This is a genomic window from Actinoallomurus rhizosphaericola, from assembly GCF_024055675.1.
Classification (GTDB): Bacteria; Actinomycetota; Actinomycetes; order Streptosporangiales; family Streptosporangiaceae; genus Actinoallomurus; species Actinoallomurus soli.
Window position 1 is genome coordinate 41,171 of record NZ_JAMXMW010000033.1, and the last position, 16,542, is coordinate 57,712.

Consider the following 16,542-nt stretch of genomic DNA (forward strand, 5'->3'; position numbering starts at 1 on the left):
GCCCCGGCTCAGCCGATCGGCATGGTCACGGCGAGTGGCCAGCCGAGCAGCACGCCGCCGACCACGGCGGTCACCCAGGCCGGGGCCCGGACCGCGCGCAGCGCCGCCGCCTGAACGCCCTGCCAGACGAGCAGCGCGGCGAGCAGCGGCGCCACGAGGAGGACGAACGGCGGGGCCGCGCCGAGGAACACGGCCAGGCACAGGCCCGCCAGCGCCCCGGCGGTGGTCCAGGCATGGATCATCGTCGCGGCGCGCCGGCCGTACCCGGCGCACAGCGCCTCGACTCCGCCGAAGAACAGCGCCGCGCATGCCGTGACCGGGATGAGGGCCCACACGCGCGGGCCGACGGGCACGGCGTGCGCCCAGCCGAGCTGCGCCGGCACGGCGAAGGACAGCACCGTCCACGCCGCCAGGATCACGGCGGCCGCGGCGGTCGCCGGCCGTGTCCCGTCGCGCCGGCCGCCGCTTCGCCCGGCGAGCCGCAGGCCGAGCAGGATGGCGGCGCCGATCACGCCGAAGAATCCCGCGAGCGGCCCCGCGACCGCGAGCGGCAGCAGGTTCCGGGGGAGCGCCGCCATCGCCGGCAGGGCCACCGCGACGGCGAGCGCGGGCACGCCGAGCGCGACCGGAAGAGGGACCGGGCGGCGCTCCCGGCCGGGCGGCGGCATCCGCCCGAGCAAAGCCGAGGCGATCGCGCCGAAGCTCAGCACGGCCGCGAGGTGCAGGAGCATCGCCGACGCCACACGCCGTACCGGGCGCAGGCCGACGCCGCCGCGCGCCGCCGGGCGGCCGAAGCCCGCGTCGAGCCAGGAGACGACCTCCCGGTGGGTCTGCGGGGCGAACAGGATGGAGACGTGCTCGACGCCGCCGACGAGCACGGCGCGGCGTGCGGTCCCGGCCCGCGGATCCCCGTACGTCACGCCGGCGCGTCCCTGCGGGTAGGCGGCGCGCAGCGCGGCAACGGCGCCGTCGCGGTAGCCGGGGAACTCCAGGCCGCCGGCGAGCAGGAGCAGGTCACGCGGGCGGGACGCGGATCCGGGCACCGCCATCGCGCCCTGTGAGATCGCCACCGTGGCGCGGACGTCGGCGTGCGCGGCGGCGTACCGCAGGACCGCGGCGGCGCCCATCGAGTGACCGAGGAGCCCGATCCGCCCGCCGTCCACCCACGGCAGGGCGCGCAGGTGGCCGACGGCGACGTCCAGGTCGTGGTCGAGCCGGGCGTCGGCGGCCGGTCCCTCACCCGTGCCCGGCAGCCGTTCGGTGCTCGCGCCGTGCCCGGCGAGATCGACCAGCTCGACCGCGTACCCGCGGCGCGCCAGCGTGTCCGCGAAGCCGCGCATGAGCTGCCTGCTCGCGCCCAGGCCGTGCGCGACGACGATGCCGGGCAGCCTGCCGGTCGTCCGCGCCGGGCGGGCGACCTCCACGGGCACGCCGGCCACGACGGCGGACCGGCGTTCGAGGCCGTCGTCCGCCGTGGCCAGGCCCAGGATCCCGGTCGCCGCGGCGATCAGGGCGAGGACCAGCGCGATCGGGCGCAGGGGAACGCGGGCCGGCCGGCCCGGCCCGGTCGTTCCCGGCGGTGGCCCCGTCTGGTTGTCGAGTTCCACGGTCCGTCCCCTGCCGCTCGGCTCCACCGGAGATCCCGGTCGGCGAGATCTGACGCGTGCGGCGAGTGCGGAGTTCGGGGTGTTCGGAGCTTTCGCGCTTGCATATTGATGCATGGCCGTGCATACTTGTGCTCATGTCCAAGGTGCTGACCTCCCTGCCAGTCGGCGAGCGCGTCGGGATCGCCTTCTCCGGCGGCCTCGACACTTCGGTAGCGGTCGCGTGGATGCGCGAGAAGGGTGCGGTCCCGTGCACCTACACCGCTGACATCGGCCAGTACGACGAGCCCGACATCGCCTCGGTGCCCGGGCGTGCCACCGCGTACGGCGCGGAGGTCGCCCGGCTGATCGACTGCCGGGCCGCCCTTGTGGAGGAGGGTCTCGCGGCCCTGGCCTGCGGGGCGTTCCACATCCGGTCCGGCGGTCGCACGTACTTCAACACGACCCCGCTCGGGCGGGCGGTCGCGGGCACGCTGCTGGTGCGGGCCATGCTCGAGGACGACGTCCAGATCTGGGGCGACGGCTCCACCTTCAAGGGCAACGACATCGAGCGGTTCTACCGGTACGGCCTGCTCGCCAACCCCTCCCTGCGGATCTACAAGCCGTGGCTCGACGCGAAGTTCGTCAACGAGCTCGGCGGCCGCAAGGAGATGTCCGAGTGGCTGCTCGCCCACGGCCTGCCCTACCGGGACAGCACGGAGAAGGCCTACTCGACGGACGCGAACATCTGGGGCGCGACCCACGAGGCCAAGTCGCTGGAGCACCTGGACGCGGGCATCGAGATCGTCGAACCGATCATGGGCGTACGGTTCTGGGACCCCGAAGTGGAGATCCCCGCCGAGGACGTCACGATCGGCTTCGAGGCCGGGCGGCCGATCACGATCAACGGCAAGGAGTTCGGCTCCGCCGTCGACCTGGTGCTGGAGGCCAACGCCATCGGCGGCCGGCACGGCCTGGGCATGTCCGACCAGATCGAGAACCGCATCATCGAGGCCAAGAGCCGGGGCGTCTACGAGGCGCCGGGCATGGCACTGCTGCACGCGGCGTACGAGCGGCTGGTCAACGCCATCCACAACGAGGACACCCTCGCGAGCTACCACAACGAGGGCCGCAAGCTGGGCCGGCTGATGTACGAGGGCCGCTGGCTGGACCCGCAGGCGCTCATGCTGCGCGAGTCGCTGCAGCGCTGGGTCGGCACGGCCGTCACCGGCGAGGTCACCCTGCGGCTGCGGCGCGGCGAGGACTACTCCATTCTGGACACCTCCGGGCCGGCGTTCAGCTACCACCCGGACAAGCTGTCCATGGAGCGGACCGAGGACGCCGCGTTCGGCCCGGTCGACCGGATCGGTCAGCTGACCATGCGGAACCTCGACATCGCCGACTCCCGCGCCAAGCTCGAGCAGTACGCCGCGATGGGCATGGTCGGCAGCAACCGCTCGCACCCGACCCTGATCGGCGCCGACCAGGCCGCCTCGACCGGGCTGATCGGCGCGATGGCCGAAGGCGGCGCCGAGGCGATCGCCTCCCGCGGCCCGGGCGGCCGGGGAGAGGTCGTTCCCGCCGACGAGGAGCTGCTCGACCACGCCGCGATGGAGTCCGGCACCGACTGAACCACGATGAGGCCCGCGCCGGCCGAGCCGCCCTGAGGCTCGGCGCCGGCGGACCGGCCCGCCGTCCCGGCCGGGGTGCCCCCTGAGGCTCCCCGGCCTTCCGGCGTGTCGGCCGTCAGGACCTCCGCGACGACGATGTAGAAGGTCACGGCGGCGAGGAACGGGCCGCTCGTGAGGTGGTCCAGCCAGCGTCGCGCCTCCTCGCCGGTGAGATATCCGGCGTCGACGGCGCGCCCGGTGGTGCGCTCCAGCCCGAGCACCCTGTCGGCCGCCCGGACGTCCCGGAAGACCGGCGTGACGGGCAGGACCGCCGGCACGGAGAAGCCGGCGCCGGCGGCCAGCCGGGCGAGCTGCCTGCCGATGCTCGCGTTGCGGATCACCTTGTCGGCGACGTGGCGGGTATAGGCGCGCGACAGGCCGCCGTCCGGGTGGTCGATGGCGAGGGTCTCCCAGTCGGGCTCGCCCATGACCAGCCGTCCGCCGGGCCGCAGCACCCGGCGGATCTCGCCGAGCGCCCGGACGGGGTCGGCGACGTGCTGCAGGACGCGATCCGTACGGGCCCGGTCGGCGACGCCGTCCGCCAGGGGCAGGTCGTGGACGTCACCGAGACACACCTCGACGACGGGCCGGTCGGCCGTGCGCTCCCGCGCGGTGTCGACCATGGTCTGATCGAGATCGACGCCGATCACCGCGCCGCCGGAGCCCACCGCGTCGGCGAGCGAACCCAGGTCGGTGCCCGGGCCGCACCCGAGGTCCAGCACCGTCTGGCCGGCCCGAACGTCGAGCTCCTCCAGCATGAGCCGCTTGTACGAGCGGCCCAGATCGGTCCCCGCCAGCCGGTCGAGGTAGGCGATGTGGTCCGGTCTGGTCGTCTCGAACGCCGATGAGGTCATGATCCCCAGTCAACCTGATCCGGCAGGCTCATTCTCCAGACTGATGGCATCGCTCCGATCGGGGGTGACACTGTGGACATCGGTCCACGCGGCGGGGAGGAGCATGAGTGCGAGGACGTCGGGGGCGATGGCTGGTCGCCACGGTCATGGTCGCCGTGGCGGCACTGGCGTCGGCGTGCGGCGGAGGCGACTCCGGCGGCGCGCTCCCGCAGCGGTCCGCGACACCCCACGCCGGCGCGGCGACCCGGCACGGCGCCACGGCCCGGACCGACGCGACGCCGACGCCGACGCCGACCGGGCCGTACGACCCCGTGCGGTTCGCCGCGCAGGTCCGCAAGCACGCGCGTGAGGCCAGGATCGCCCCGCAACTGCTGATGGCGATCCTGTACAACGAGTCGGACAAGCCACACGACCCGGCGTTCGAGCGGGCCTGGCAGAGAATCAAGCCGGACGCCGCATTCGGCATCGCCGACATGCACAAGGCCGCGTTCGACGAGGTCAAGCGCGGTCGCTCCTTCGCCGATCGCCGGTGGGACGAGCTACCGGACGACCCGGACCTCGCGATCACCGCGGCGGCCTGGTACCTCCACGACCTGGCCGTCCGCCTGCCCACCCGATGGTCGGGCCGGTACACCCGGAACGACCTGCTCGCCCTCGGCTACAACGCCGGCCCCGGGAACATGCTGGCGTTCGCCCGAGGAGCCCGGCCGGGGTCGGTCGCCCAGTCCTACCTGGACCGGCTGCACCAGACCTGGAAGACGGCCGGGCGCGCCCTCCACGGCCGGTAGCAGGCGGTCTCACGCCCCCTGACCCGGCCCTCGCGCCTCGTTCACCCCGCCTCCGCGGCGGTCTGTACGAATCGGGCGACCGTCAACAGGTCGCGGAAGCGGAAGTACGCCGCCTGCCCACCCGGCCACCGGCCGGGTTCCTCCTGCCGCCGCCGGAGTTCGGTGACGCACGCGTCGAGCATCCGCCGCTGCTCGCCCGTCAACGGACCGCCGGAACGGAGAGAGGCGTCGACGCAGAGGTTCAGGTCCTCGGTGACCGGGTCCGGCGGCTCCAGAAGGGCGGGGAGGCGGCTGCGGCGCCAGAATTCCAGGGCGTGGAGTGCCGCGCGGCCGGGCGCGCCGTACCAGTGGCCGGGGAAGCGGCCGGGGTCCGGATCCGTCGGCCGAGGGCCGCGCCGACCGTGGCGTTTCGCCCGTGCACGCATGGCCGCGTACGCGCGGACGTCCGCCTTCCACGCCTCACGGCTCTCGATCAGCGCGTCGAGGGCCCGCAGCAGGGCCGCCTCATCGCGGCCGAACGGCCCCGCCAGTTCCTCCAGGAAGCTCAAGGTCGCGTGGAATCCGATCGGCCGGTAGAGCTGAACGCAGGATCGAAGCGCGGACACCCGCCGGCCGTACGGCAGGGTCGTGTCCCGCACCTTCCGCGCGTGGACTCCGAAGCTCACCGGATCAGCCCGCGAGGAAGCGCTCGACCGTCGCGGCGAACTCCTCCGGAGCGGTGACCCAGGGGAAATGCGCTCCCGGCACCGAGGTGCTCCGCCCCTCGGGGAAGATCGCGGCGTAGGCGGCGGCCTGGGCGGGGGTGGGGGACGGGTCGTCCTCCCCGGAGATCACCAGGACGGGTGCCGTCAGCCGCTCGACGGCCGTCCGGGTGGCGTCCGGGTCGAACGCGACCTCGCCGTAGAACCCCTTGGCCGCCGCGCGTACGGGTGGGCACGACCGCGCGTGCGCCTCGGCCGTCCGGTCCCAGGGACTGTAGAAGAACGGCCGGGCGGCGAGGTAGGTCTCCTCCCGCTCATCACCGGACTCCCACGCCTCCAGCGCGGCGAGCGCCTTCTCGTACCACGGCTCGGCCGACCGGCGGCGAATCTCGGCCAGCCACTCGTCGTCGGTCGGCTCCAGCCCCACCGCGCGGGGGCTCGGCGTCGTCAGGACGAGCCGGCGGATGCGGTACGGGTGCCGTGCGGCGTAGAGGACGGCGACATCGGCGGCAGCCGAATGGGCGAGCAGATCGATCATCTCCAGCCCCAGATGCTCGCGCAGGGCCTCGACGTCGGCGATGAGCCGATCGGCCCGGTAACCGCTCGGATCCGCGGGCGCGGCCGAGCCGCCGGTCCCCCGGTTGTCGAGCAGGATCAGCCGGCGCGACGCCGCCAGGCCGCCCAGGTCGCCGAGGTAGCCCGAGGGCCGTCCCGGCCCGCCCGGCACGCAGATGAGCGGATCACCCTGGCCCGCGAGGTGATACGCCAGAACGGTCCCGTCATGGGAGGAGTAAGTCGGCACGGGGTCAAGGCGATCACAGGCGGAGTGGGCGGGCAAACCGGCGTCCGCCGGAGGAGGGAGCCCACGGGAGCGGGCAAACCGGGCGTCCGCCGGAGGAGGGACCTCGCGGGAATGGCGGAAAGCGGCCGGACGCACGCGGCGGATACCCCGGTGGCGTCGGCGTACGATCTCGGATCGTGGTCGCCTACGACGTCTTCCTCGCCGACTGCCCGGCCCGGACCACCCTGGCGCTGGTCTCCGACACCTGGTCGGTGGTCGTCGTGATCGCGCTCGGCCGTGGCCCGGCCCGCTACTCCGAACTCCGCGAGAAGGTCGGCGGCATCAGCAAGAAGATGCTCACCCAGACGCTGCGCAGGCTCGGCGAGAACGGCCTGGTCGAGCGGCGCGCCCTCCCCACCGCGCCGCCGGGGACGGAGTACCGCCTCACCGACCTCGGCCGCAGCCTCCTCGAACCCCTCTGCGCGCTGTCCCGCTGGGCCGAGGACCACACCGACGCGCTCCTCGACGCCCGCGCCGCCGTGACCACCCGCCCGGTGTAGGGAACCCCTCGGTTCCCCACGGCTTCCTACCGTTCCACGCAGTGCTTCGACGTGACAGGAGGAACTGCGATGAAGATCGGTGTGCTCGGAGCCGGGCGGATGGCCGAGGCGCTCGTGCCCGGCTGGGTACGCGCGGGCCATGAGGTCCTGATCGGCGGCCGTACCCCGGCCAAGGCCGAGGACCTCGCCCAGCGGGTCGGCGCGAAGGCGGGGAGCCTGCGAGAGGCGGCCGGGTTCGGGGACGCGGTGCTGCTCGCCGTGCTCCTCGCCGGGCTGGAGGAGACGCTCGTCGCGGCGGGCGGTCCCGAGGGGACGCTGACCGGTAAGACGATCATCGACTGCGGGAACGCCGTCGACCTCTCGGACTACTCGCAGATCACGTTCGGCGGCGGGACGTCGATGGCCGAGGAGGTGGCTCGCCTGGCGCCCGGCGCCCACGTCGTGAAGGCGTTCAACCAGGCGCACGGCGACGTCTGGAAGATGCGGCCACTCTCCTTCGACGGCCGTCCGTTCACGGTGCCGATCGCCGGTGACGAGGAGGGCAAGGCCGTGGCGCGCACTCTGATCACCGACCTCGGCGCGGAGCCCCTGGACGCCGGCGACCTGACGCAGGCCCGTCACCTGGAGGCCATGGCGATCATCGTGATCCGCCTGCTGATGTCCGGGTACGACCCGCTGTCGGTGTTCGCCTTCACCGGTCCCGGCCGTACGGAACAGGCGACCCCCTCCCGCTGAGCCGCGGGCCGCCCGGCCGATCCGCCGGGCGGCACGGTCCGCCGGCCCGTACGCCAAGTGGCGTTCGGGCCGGCCGCGACCTGCGCCCGCGACCGTACGGGATCAGGCCGCTCCGGAGGGACGACGTGCCGCGTACCCGCTCGGGAGGCTGGGGGGAACTCGGAGGGCGCCGCCCGGACGGCGGCCCGGCAAGGGAGACCCCCATGGAACTCGAACCTGCGGCAGGACGGGCCTGGCGGCCGGCGGGAGTCGGATTCGTCGTGGCGTTCGTGGCCGGCCTCGTGGCGAGCGGCGTACTGGCCAAGACGTCCCTGTACCTGCCGGACGCGTCCGCGGCCCAGCTGCGGGAGTACTACACCGGCAGCGCCGCCGCCGTGGTGACCGCCGCGACGCTGCAGGCGATCGCGGCGGTGTGCCTCGCCTGGTTCACCGCCGGCCTGGCCCGGACGCTCGTTCCGGAGGGACCGGCCGCCGGGCGCGTACGGTGGGCGGGCGGGGCCTCGGCGGCCGCCTTCGGTGCCTCGGTGGCGCTGTCCCTGCTGCTCGTGGCGATCGCCGACGACGCCGGGGACGGGACGCTGACGGTCCTCGGCCGGGTGACCCTGGCCTGCGGAGGCGCGCTCCACCTGACGAGTCTGGGGATCCTGATCTGGCTCGTCTCCCGTACCGGCATGGCCACGGGCCTGCGGCCGAGGTGGGCCCTGCGGTTCGGCCTCGTGGTGGCGCCGCTTCTCGCGGTCTCGATGGTGTCGATCGTCGTCACGCCCGTCACCCGGCTCGAGCCGCTATGGCGGCTGCTGTCGGCCGTCTGGCTGGTCGCCATGGCCACCGCCGGGCGGCGGCGGGCGCCGCGGTGAGACCCAGAGGCGGCAGGGGTGAGCCGCCGCGCACGGCAGGAACTTCGCCGCCCGTGTTGCCAGGTGAAAGGTACGACCAGGACGAATCGCGGTTCAGCGCGGCGGCAAGGAGGCCACGGTGGTGGCAAGGAGGCCGCTGCGGCGGCGGAGCCCGTCGGCGTGAGTCGCGGCCGCGGCGCCTACCGGTCGCTCGACGTGCCCTCCGCGACCGGGCGGTCGGGGACGGGCCAGACGTACGGCAGGTCGTCGGGGACGTCCGGAAAAAACTGCGCGTAGTGGCCGGGGTCCTTGCGGAGCAGTGAGGACTGGTGGCTGCGGTGGAAGTCCGGATCGCCCAGCCAGGGCGGCAGGGCTCCGGCCTCGGCCAGCTCGGCCTGGTCACGGGCGGCGGGGATGAGCCTGGCCTCGCGGAGCTCGGTGCTCAGGCTGACGGCGCAGGTGTCCCGGCGGCCGGTGCTGCACCACTCGCGGCAGATCGCCAGGCCGTAGCAGGTCAGCGCCTCCTCGTAGCCGGCCCACATCCGGACCGCGGGGTGGTGCCGCCAGCCGTACCCGGGAACGGTCAGCCCGCGCAGCACCTGCAGCGCCTCGACGCGCTGCTTCCCGAGGCGGCGCTGATCGAGGACACGCGCCGTCGCGGCGAAGTCCGCGTAGGGAAGAAAGGTCTGCATCGCGTCCCCCGGATCCGCCGGCAGTGGGGCACCGGCTCGTCCCATCCCCCTACCCGAACAAGAGCCGACCGCTCATCTCGCCCGGGGCCAGGTCAGCAGCCGGTCGACGTGCCGCCGCGTGAGCCCCTGGCGAGGGTCGACCGGAACGAGCAGGATCCCGCGGTACGGCCAAGCCTGGCGTCTGATCCGCGCCGGGATGACGTCGTCGATCCAGGCGAAGGGGCGTCCGTCGGCGTGCCGGAGGATGGGAGCCCACTTGGCCATCTCGAAGAGCTGGATGATCGGGAACCTCGGGTCGTCGCGCCGTCGCCGGTAGGCCGAGAACTCGACGACCGGCAGCTCCGGCAGGCCGAGCAGCGGACCGACGTGGGTGTTCGCGTCGTGTTCCCAGGTGGTGGCCCAGACCAGGTCGTACCGGCCCGCGAGCTCCCTGAGCCAGTCTCCGTGCAGTGGAGATAGGCGGACGCTGAGCCGGCCGATCCGGTGCGCCGTGAAACCCTCGCGGTCCGACGTGGGGTTCAGGACGCCGTCGATGTCCACGTACAGCAGCGGTCTGGTCGCCGGTCGGCTGCCGGGCCGCGGGACCCCGCCGATGCCCAAAGCCACGGGATCATGCTCCCCGACGAGCCGGTCGCGAAGCCAGGCCTCCCTTTCAGGGCGCGGGCTGCTCCGCGGTGGGGGCGGACGGCGTGGGGACCTTGCGGGCGACTCCGTGCCAGTAGTCCGCTTGGTCGCTGGTCTGCTTCACCACCGCGTCGGGACAGGGCGTGTCCGGCCAGAACTGGAGGAGGTACCGGTCGGGGCCCAGGTCGTCGTCGTCCGGCGTGTCCAGCTCGGCGCCCGCGTCCATCCCGGTCGCGGAGTAGCGGACCCGGTAGGGGACCTGCGCGAGCTCCAGCGGCCACGACTCACCGTCCCATTCGTCCAGGGAGACCTTCGGGCCGGCCGGGGTGAACGAGACCTCGACGATGTCCTCCCAGGAGTCGTCGACGGGAGGTGCGCTCTCGTGCAGCTCGACCGTGAAGGTCACGTCGCCGGTGTGCAGGCCGGTGACGAGGAACAGGAGGCCCGGCACCGCGCCGCCGGCCAGTCCGTTGGACTGGCCGGCGAAGGTGGCGTACATGTCCCCGCCGAAGTCGCTGCCGCTGTCGACGTAAATCTGACGGTAGCTCACGAAAACCTTGCCATCGAACAACGTGCGCATCGCCGTCTCCTCTCATCAACGTTTACGGAGGTGCAGTCTGCCGACGGGGACCGACAGAAAGCGGTGCTCTGTCAGTCGGCGAGGAGCTTGCGGTAGACGGCGGCCGACTTGACGTAGTCCTCGTCGCCGTAGGCGCCCTTGTCGGTCCACTGCCAGATCGTGTACGAGCTCCACGCCGACGGGACGGGGACCCTGCTAGCGGTGGCCTTGTGGTCGTTCACCCAGAGCCGGTCCTTGGCGGAGAACGCCTTCGAGTTCCCGGTGCAGTCGATCCACCAGTCCTTGAACGTGTTGATCACCGCGCGCCGGCCCGTACGGGCGTGGTACTCCGTGAGGAAGGCGCTGATCCAGGCGACCATCTTGGCGTGGCCGAGGCCGTAGCACTTGTTCTTGCCGTACGGGTTGTCCTCGATGTCGAGCACGCCGGGCAGGGTGTGACCGTCGGCTTTACCGCCGCCGCCGTGCGCGAGGAAGTAGTCGGCTTGGCGCTTCCCACTGGAGGTGTTCGGCGTGGCGTAGTGATAGGCCCCGTGGTCCAGTCCCGCCTTGCGGGAGCCGGCGTACTGCGCCGTGAAGGTCGAGCTGACATACCGCACGCCCTCGGTCGCCTTGACGTAGGCGAACCGGTTGCCTCTGGCCTTGACCGACGCCCAGTTGATCTTGGGCTGGTAGGCGCTGACGTCGACGCCGGGGATGAGGCCCTTCGGCCGGGACGCCGGGCGTACGCTGCCGGTCTGCGGCTGGACGACGGCGGCGTCCTGGCGCGCGCCGGTCGACCGCGGGTCCTTCGACGAGCATCCGGTCAGCGCGCCGCCGGCCACGCTGGCGGCCACGGCGAGGCTGAGGGGGACGAGGGGGGTCTTCCGCATGGACCGGGCTCCTTCAGGACGATCTTGGCCTGTCGGACCCTATCGCCCGCTTGCGTCCGGGTCGTCCCCTTCCCGGGAACTCGACCCGGTCGCCGCGGCCGGTCGCTCCTCGGCCCGCATGCGGAACAGGACGTGCGGCCGGAGCGGGTGGCCCTCGGGGATGAACGGATGGTCGAAGTCGCCGTCGGCGTCGTGCGTCATGCCGATGCGCCGCATCACCGCCTGGGAGCGGAGGTTCTGGTGGGCGGTGAACGAGACGACCTCGGGGAGCCGGAGGTCCTCGAACGCGAACGCGAGGACGCGCCGCGCCGCCTCACTGGCGTAGCCGTGGCCCCACGCGGGCCGCGCCAGCCGCCAGGCGATCTCCACGGTGGGCGTGAAGTGCGCGTCGAAGCGCGGCACCCACAGCCCGGTGAAACCGATGAACCGGCCCGTGGCGGCCACCTCCACGGCCCAGTGCCCGAAGCCGCGCTCCTCGAAGACCTCTTCGATCCGGTCGACGAACGCGTCGCTCCGGGCCCGGTCCAGGGTCTCCGGGAAGTGCTCCATGACCTCCGGGTCGGCGTTCAGGGCGGCGAACGGCTCGCGGTCGGAGTCGCGCCACCGCCGGAGGATGAGGCGCTCGGTCGTCAGTACGGGGGAATCGGGCATTTACCGGACCCTACCGGCCGGAGGGCACGAAAAAGGGGCCCTCGGGTCGAGGGCCCCTTCTCCGTGGAGGGTGTTACTTGACGACCTCGCTGCGGGCGGACGCCGCGGTCTTCGCGGTCGCCGCCGGCGGGGTCGGGTCACCGAGCTGCGGGACGTGCACGGTGTCCTGCTTCGGCAGCGTTCCGTTCAGGAAGTAGGCGTCGAAGTAGGCGTCGACGTCCTTGGCGCCGCGGTGCACGATGCAGTGCGTACGGTCGCCGTCCTGCACGACCAGGTGCGAGCCCTTGAGGACCTTGTGCAGCTCCAATGCGCCGGCGTACGGCGTGGCGGCGTCATCGGTGGCCTGGAACATCAGGATGTTCTTCGGCAGGTCCTTGGTCTGGCCGACCTTGACCTGCTTGCCGGCCTTGGCGCCCCAGAACAGGCAGGGGGCGTTGAACCAGACGTTGCCCCAGGTCTCGAACGGCGCGGTCCTGTTGACGCGCACCGCGTCGGCGTGCCACTTGTTCCAGCTCAGCGGCCACTGGGTGTCGGTGCACTGGACGGCGTTGTACACGGCGAACTCGTTGTCGTCGCTGCCGCCCGTGGTCTGGACGCCGTAGGTGCCGACGAAGGTCGCGACGTCGCCCGTCTTGTAGGCGGACAGCGCGGCGGCGTACGTGTGCCAGACGGCCTGGCTGCGCCGGTACGCCGCGGTCTGGATGCCGTCGACGAGCTCGTCCGGGCCGACCGCCGCGCCCTGGTCGCTCACGGCCTTCTTGGCCAGCGAGTTCTCCAGGCCGTAGAAGAAGTCGTGGACCTTCTGCTGGGTGTTGCCCAGGTGGTACACGTTGTCGTACTTGGCGATCCAGCCGAAGTAGTACTCGATGTTCTTGTCGAACGCGCGGTCCTGGTCGAGCTGGGCGTCGTACCAGACGTGCTTGGGGTTGACGTTCCCGTCGAGGACCATCCGGCCGACGCGCTTCGGGAACACCGTCGCGTACACCTGACCGAGGTAGGTGCCGTACGAGGCGCCGTAGTAGTCCAGCTTCTTGTTGCCCAGCGCCTTGCGGATCGTGTCCATGTCACGAACCGAGTCGATGGTCTTGATGTGGTCCATCAGGTCCAGCTTGGAACCCGGGCCCCACTTCGCGGTGCACGCCTTGGCGTAGGCCTTGGTCTTGGCCAGCCAGGCCGCGTCGGTCGCCGCGCCGCCCGTGCCGTACGCCGGCCGGGGGGCGTTGCTGTAGTCCTCGTCGCAGGTCATCTTCGGCGTGCTGAACCCGATGCCGCGCGGGTCGAAGCCGATGACGTTGTAGGCCTGCTGCATCGCGGCGGAGTTCTGCGCGTACACGCGCGGGCCGAACAGCGCGCCCTCACCGCCCGGACCACCCGGGTTGACCAGGATGTCGCCCTTGGCCGGGCCCGAGCCCTGGTGAGGCGTACGGGTCAGCTCGAGGGTGACCTTCTGGCCGTTCGGGTGGGCGTAGTCCAGCGGGACCTGCAGCTCGGCGCACTGGATGATCGTGGACACCTTGACCGGGCCGAGGGCGTCGTACGCCTTCGCTCCGTTCACGATGTCGGCCTGGCAGGCGTGCCAGCTCAGGCTCGCCGGGCGGAAGGCAGCGGACGTGTCCGTGGCCGCGGACGCGCTTGTGGCGCCAATAAAGCCGAGCCCGGTCATGCCGAGCCCGGCCGTCGCGGCGACGACGACAAGCTTCTTCACGAGACCCCTTTCGGGCCGGGCATGAGGGAGGGGAGCCCGGCCTGTGGTGAACAAGGGCAGATTGTGGTTACGGACAATCAGGGACATAAGGGCGAAAGTAAGAAAGTTGCCAAAACGTAACACATCACAGTGGATGCTCACGCCAAGGATCGAGAGCCGATCGGCTGGTCAGGGCGGGTGGCGTGCACGGGCACGGGCGCACGCGGCCGGTGGTCGGATCGGGCGGGACCGTCACCGCCGGCGATCTTCAGAGTGGGGCTACGGGCGGTACGGAATCGCGCGCGGCGATCGTGCGGAGGGCGTGCGTCGCGGTGCGGGATCGTACGCCCGGGAATTCCGGGTCACGGGGGAAAGGGGAGGGGGCGCTTTACGCGGTTTCGTGGCGCCGTTCACCGGCGGCGGTCACCGGGACGGGATGGGCCCGATCCTGGGGCAGGGGTTTTCGACTCGGTCTTCCTCCCCGGCGTCGAGGAGGAAGACCGTGAATGGCGGTGTTCCGGGCCCGGGGAACGGCGCCCGGCCCCTGACGTCACCAGGTGATCAGCGGGAGCCGCTCGGTGGCCATGAAGAGCCACGTCACCACGACCACCAGAGTGACCAGGCGGAACGTGTGGCCCCACGTGCGCAGCGCGAGCCGCACCGTCCTCCCTACTTCCTGGGCGGTTGTTGACTTCATCGGGTCCCCCCTGAAAAGTAGAAAAGACGCCCATCCGGGCGTCCCATGACCAGCCTGAAAATGGTGCTTGACGGTGATCGTGGCGGCTATTGCCCTACTGTCCTCCCGGCGACAGATCTGGTCTCTGTACTGTCGGTGATCTTGGCGTACCGTGTCAAGTTTCCTGCGGTAAAGACTCGGCGTTGCTCGACACGACCGCGAAAACCGCATTAACGGAAATGGTGCCTCATAACCGCTGATTAACGGATGAGGACGACGTCAGATCACGTCCCACGGGACGGACTCGTACGCCTCCAAGAGAATCCCGACCAGCTTCGGATCGATCGGGAGCGTCACGTCGTCGACCCGGCCGACCGGCGCCACGCCTCCCGAATTGCTCACGAACACCGTGTCGAACGACGGCAGGTCGGCCACCCGGACCGTGCGCCGCCGCGAAGGCAGACCGCGAGCCGCCAGCGCGGGTTCGAGCAACTGCATCGTGATCCCCGCCAGCAGCGGAGCGTCGGGCCAGACCACCGAGCCGCCGTCGAAGAACCCGATGTTGGCGATCGACGTCTCCGAGATGACGCCGCCGGGCGCGGTGAGCAGCGCGTCGTCGAAGCCCGCCCGCTCGGCCGCCGCCCCGTGGTAGATCTGCCCGAACGCCCCGACGTGCTTGATGTGCGCGACCGGCCGCTGGTACTCCACCGTCTGAAGGCTCTGCGGATCGGGCGGCATCCCGCCCGGCGGGCGGACGATCACCATGACCGAGACGTCCTCGGCGTCGTCCGGCCGGAAGACGACGAGCCGGACCGTCGCGTCCGGGATGTCGTCGCCGAGCGCGTGCCGGATGTGGTGGCGGATCCGGTCGCCGTCCAGGCCCGTGCCGAACAGCTCGCGGTTCGCCGCGTCGAGGCGGGCGAGGTGCAGGTCCAGGCCACGGGTGCGCCTGCCGCGGACCTGCATCACGGTCAGGTGGCCGTAGTTCACCAGCGCGAGGTGCCGCAGGTGGTCCGCGGTCGCCGGACCGGCGTCCACCTCGACACGGAGGGGGGCCACAGGAGCCATGATCACAATCTAGTGGGCCGGTCCGTCCGGCGCGGCGCGGGTGGCGCTGACGGCGGCGCGGACGGGCGCTGGAAGAATCGCTCCCGATGTATCGACTCGTGTTCTCGCTGCTCCTGCGCCGCCTGCCGGCCGAGACCGTCCACCGGATCAGCTTCGCGCTGCTGCGCCTGCTCGGCGCGGTCCCCGGCGCGCTGCCGCTGCTGCGCCGTGTCCTCGCCCCGCGCGACCCGGCGCTGCGCGTCCGCGCCCTCGGCCTGGAGTTCCCCGGGCCCGTGGGGCTCGCCGCCGGGTTCGACAAGGACGCCGAGGCGTACGAGGCGCTGGGCGCGTTCGGCTTCGGGTTCGTCGAGATCGGCACGGTCACCGCACGCCCGCAGCCCGGCAACCCCAAACCCCGGCTGTTCCGCCTCGTACGGGACCGGGCGATCGTCAACCGGATGGGCTTCAACAACCACGGCGCACGGGCCGCGGCCGCCCGCCTCCGGGGACGCCGGAACGTCATCGTCGGCGTGAACATCGGCAAGACCAAGGTCGTGCCGGAGGCCGAGGCCGTCGGGGACTACGTCGCGAGCACCGAGGCGCTCGCCGCGCTCGCCGACTACCTCGTCGTCAACGTCAGCTCCCCGAACACCCCCGGCCTGCGCAATCTCCAGGCCGTCGAGCACCTCCGGCCGCTGCTCACCGCCGTACGGGAGGCCGCCGACCGGGTCACCGACCGGCGGGTGCCGCTGCTCGTGAAGATCGCCCCGGACCTCGCGGACGCGGACGTGGACGCGGTCGCCGACCTCGCGCTCGAACTCGGCCTCGACGGCGTCATCGCCACCAACACCACGATCTCCCGCGAGGGGCTGGCCACCGACCCGACCGAGGTCGAGGCGGCGGGCGCGGGCGGCCTGTCCGGGGCGCCGCTGAAACGGCGGTCCGTGGAGGTGCTGCGGCGGCTGCGCGACCGCGCCGGCGACCGTCTCGTGCTCATCTCCGTCGGCGGCGTGGAGACCGCCGACGACGCCTGGGAGCGCCTGCGCGCCGGGGCGACGCTCGTCCAGGCGTACACCGGCCTGATCTACGGCGGTCCCCTCTGGGCGCACGCGGTCAACCGAGGCCTCGCCCGCCGCCTCCGCGCCGCCGAGGGGCCGGCCGGCCGCTGACCCGGCCCGGGCGTCCTCGGCGATCGCTGTTCCGAGGACTTC

Annotated in this window: 17 protein-coding genes and 1 pseudogene; 6 read left to right on the forward strand and 12 right to left on the reverse strand. The window is 72.3% G+C overall.

Annotated features, from left to right (window positions below; translation table 11 throughout):
• Positions 1 to 8 precede the first annotated feature (8 nt).
• A complete protein-coding gene (locus NE234_RS42315) occupies positions 9 to 1,607 on the reverse strand; it encodes a dienelactone hydrolase family protein (protein WP_252786814.1) in 1,599 nt (532 codons plus the stop codon).
• 134 nt (positions 1,608 to 1,741) lie between these two features.
• Between NE234_RS42315 and argG the strand changes: the two genes are divergently transcribed.
• The gene (argG, locus tag NE234_RS42320; RefSeq protein WP_252786815.1) at positions 1,742 to 3,214 is read left to right on the forward strand and encodes an argininosuccinate synthase; all 1,473 of its coding nucleotides are present in this window, start codon (positions 1,742 to 1,744) and stop codon (positions 3,212 to 3,214) included.
• A gap of 326 nt (positions 3,215 to 3,540) precedes the next feature.
• Here the strand turns inward: argG and NE234_RS42325 are convergent.
• Positions 3,541 to 4,107, reverse strand: a pseudogene (locus NE234_RS42325) (methyltransferase domain-containing protein); the annotation flags it as partial.
• 107 nt (positions 4,108 to 4,214) lie between these two features.
• On the opposite strand from NE234_RS42325, the gene NE234_RS42330 reads away from it, so the two are divergent.
• Complete coding sequence (locus NE234_RS42330) at positions 4,215 to 4,895, forward strand: transglycosylase SLT domain-containing protein (protein WP_252786816.1); 681 nt, start codon at positions 4,215 to 4,217, stop codon at positions 4,893 to 4,895.
• Positions 4,896 to 4,936: 41 nt separating this feature from the next.
• On the opposite strand, the gene NE234_RS42335 is transcribed toward NE234_RS42330, so the two are convergent.
• Together NE234_RS42335 and NE234_RS42340 are read right to left on the reverse strand one after the other, a co-directional pair.
• Positions 4,937 to 5,560, reverse strand: a complete 624-nt coding sequence (locus tag NE234_RS42335; RefSeq protein ID WP_252786817.1) for a hypothetical protein — start codon at positions 5,558 to 5,560, stop codon at positions 4,937 to 4,939.
• A gap of 4 nt (positions 5,561 to 5,564) precedes the next feature.
• Complete coding sequence (locus NE234_RS42340) at positions 5,565 to 6,398, reverse strand: alpha/beta fold hydrolase (RefSeq protein WP_252786818.1); 834 nt, start codon at positions 6,396 to 6,398, stop codon at positions 5,565 to 5,567.
• A 176-nt stretch (positions 6,399 to 6,574) separates the two neighbouring features.
• On the opposite strand from NE234_RS42340, the gene NE234_RS42345 reads away from it, so the two are divergent.
• The 3 genes from NE234_RS42345 to NE234_RS42355 all read left to right on the forward strand — a co-directional run bounded on the left by NE234_RS42345 (position 6,575) and on the right by NE234_RS42355 (position 8,529).
• Positions 6,575 to 6,937, forward strand: coding sequence for a winged helix-turn-helix transcriptional regulator (locus tag NE234_RS42345; RefSeq protein WP_252786819.1), 363 nt, complete (start codon positions 6,575 to 6,577; stop codon positions 6,935 to 6,937).
• A 69-nt stretch (positions 6,938 to 7,006) separates the two neighbouring features.
• Entirely contained in the window at positions 7,007 to 7,672 is a 666-nt protein-coding gene (locus tag NE234_RS42350; RefSeq protein WP_252786820.1) for an NADPH-dependent F420 reductase, read from the forward strand.
• 203 nt (positions 7,673 to 7,875) lie between these two features.
• Positions 7,876 to 8,529 (forward strand): hypothetical protein, encoded by a 654-nt coding sequence (locus NE234_RS42355; RefSeq protein ID WP_252786821.1) that lies wholly within the window; start codon positions 7,876 to 7,878, stop codon positions 8,527 to 8,529.
• 179 nt (positions 8,530 to 8,708) lie between these two features.
• Here the strand turns inward: NE234_RS42355 and NE234_RS42360 are convergent, their stop codons facing one another.
• The 8 genes from NE234_RS42360 to NE234_RS42395 form a co-directional block, all read right to left on the reverse strand.
• Positions 8,709 to 9,245, reverse strand: coding sequence for an MSMEG_6728 family protein (locus NE234_RS42360; RefSeq protein ID WP_252786822.1), 537 nt, complete (start codon positions 9,243 to 9,245; stop codon positions 8,709 to 8,711).
• Positions 9,246 to 9,272: 27 nt separating this feature from the next.
• Positions 9,273 to 9,806 (reverse strand): HAD domain-containing protein, encoded by a 534-nt coding sequence (locus tag NE234_RS42365; protein ID WP_252786823.1) that lies wholly within the window; start codon positions 9,804 to 9,806, stop codon positions 9,273 to 9,275.
• Positions 9,807 to 9,852: 46 nt separating this feature from the next.
• A complete protein-coding gene (locus tag NE234_RS42370) occupies positions 9,853 to 10,404 on the reverse strand; it encodes a hypothetical protein (protein WP_252786824.1) in 552 nt (183 codons plus the stop codon).
• A gap of 71 nt (positions 10,405 to 10,475) precedes the next feature.
• On the reverse strand, positions 10,476 to 11,273 hold the full coding sequence (locus NE234_RS42375) for a GH25 family lysozyme (protein ID WP_252786825.1): 798 nt from the start codon (positions 11,271 to 11,273) through the stop codon (positions 10,476 to 10,478).
• Positions 11,274 to 11,312: 39 nt separating this feature from the next.
• A complete protein-coding gene (locus tag NE234_RS42380; RefSeq protein ID WP_252786826.1) occupies positions 11,313 to 11,924 on the reverse strand; it encodes a GNAT family N-acetyltransferase in 612 nt (203 codons plus the stop codon).
• Positions 11,925 to 11,997: 73 nt separating this feature from the next.
• On the reverse strand, positions 11,998 to 13,629 hold the full coding sequence (locus NE234_RS42385; protein WP_252786827.1) for an alpha/beta hydrolase: 1,632 nt from the start codon (positions 13,627 to 13,629) through the stop codon (positions 11,998 to 12,000).
• Between the two features lie 529 nt (positions 13,630 to 14,158).
• The gene (locus NE234_RS42390) at positions 14,159 to 14,305 is read right to left on the reverse strand and encodes a hypothetical protein (RefSeq protein ID WP_252786828.1); all 147 of its coding nucleotides are present in this window, start codon (positions 14,303 to 14,305) and stop codon (positions 14,159 to 14,161) included.
• Between the two features lie 258 nt (positions 14,306 to 14,563).
• Positions 14,564 to 15,352: an aminotransferase class IV family protein gene (locus NE234_RS42395; RefSeq protein ID WP_252786829.1), complete on the reverse strand. Its 789-nt coding sequence runs from the start codon at positions 15,350 to 15,352 to the stop codon at positions 14,564 to 14,566.
• Between the two features lie 86 nt (positions 15,353 to 15,438).
• Here NE234_RS42395 and NE234_RS42400 point away from each other — a divergent pair, with 86 nt between their 5' ends.
• Positions 15,439 to 16,500, forward strand: coding sequence for a quinone-dependent dihydroorotate dehydrogenase (locus NE234_RS42400; protein WP_252786830.1), 1,062 nt, complete (start codon positions 15,439 to 15,441; stop codon positions 16,498 to 16,500).
• Positions 16,501 to 16,542 lie beyond the last annotated feature (42 nt).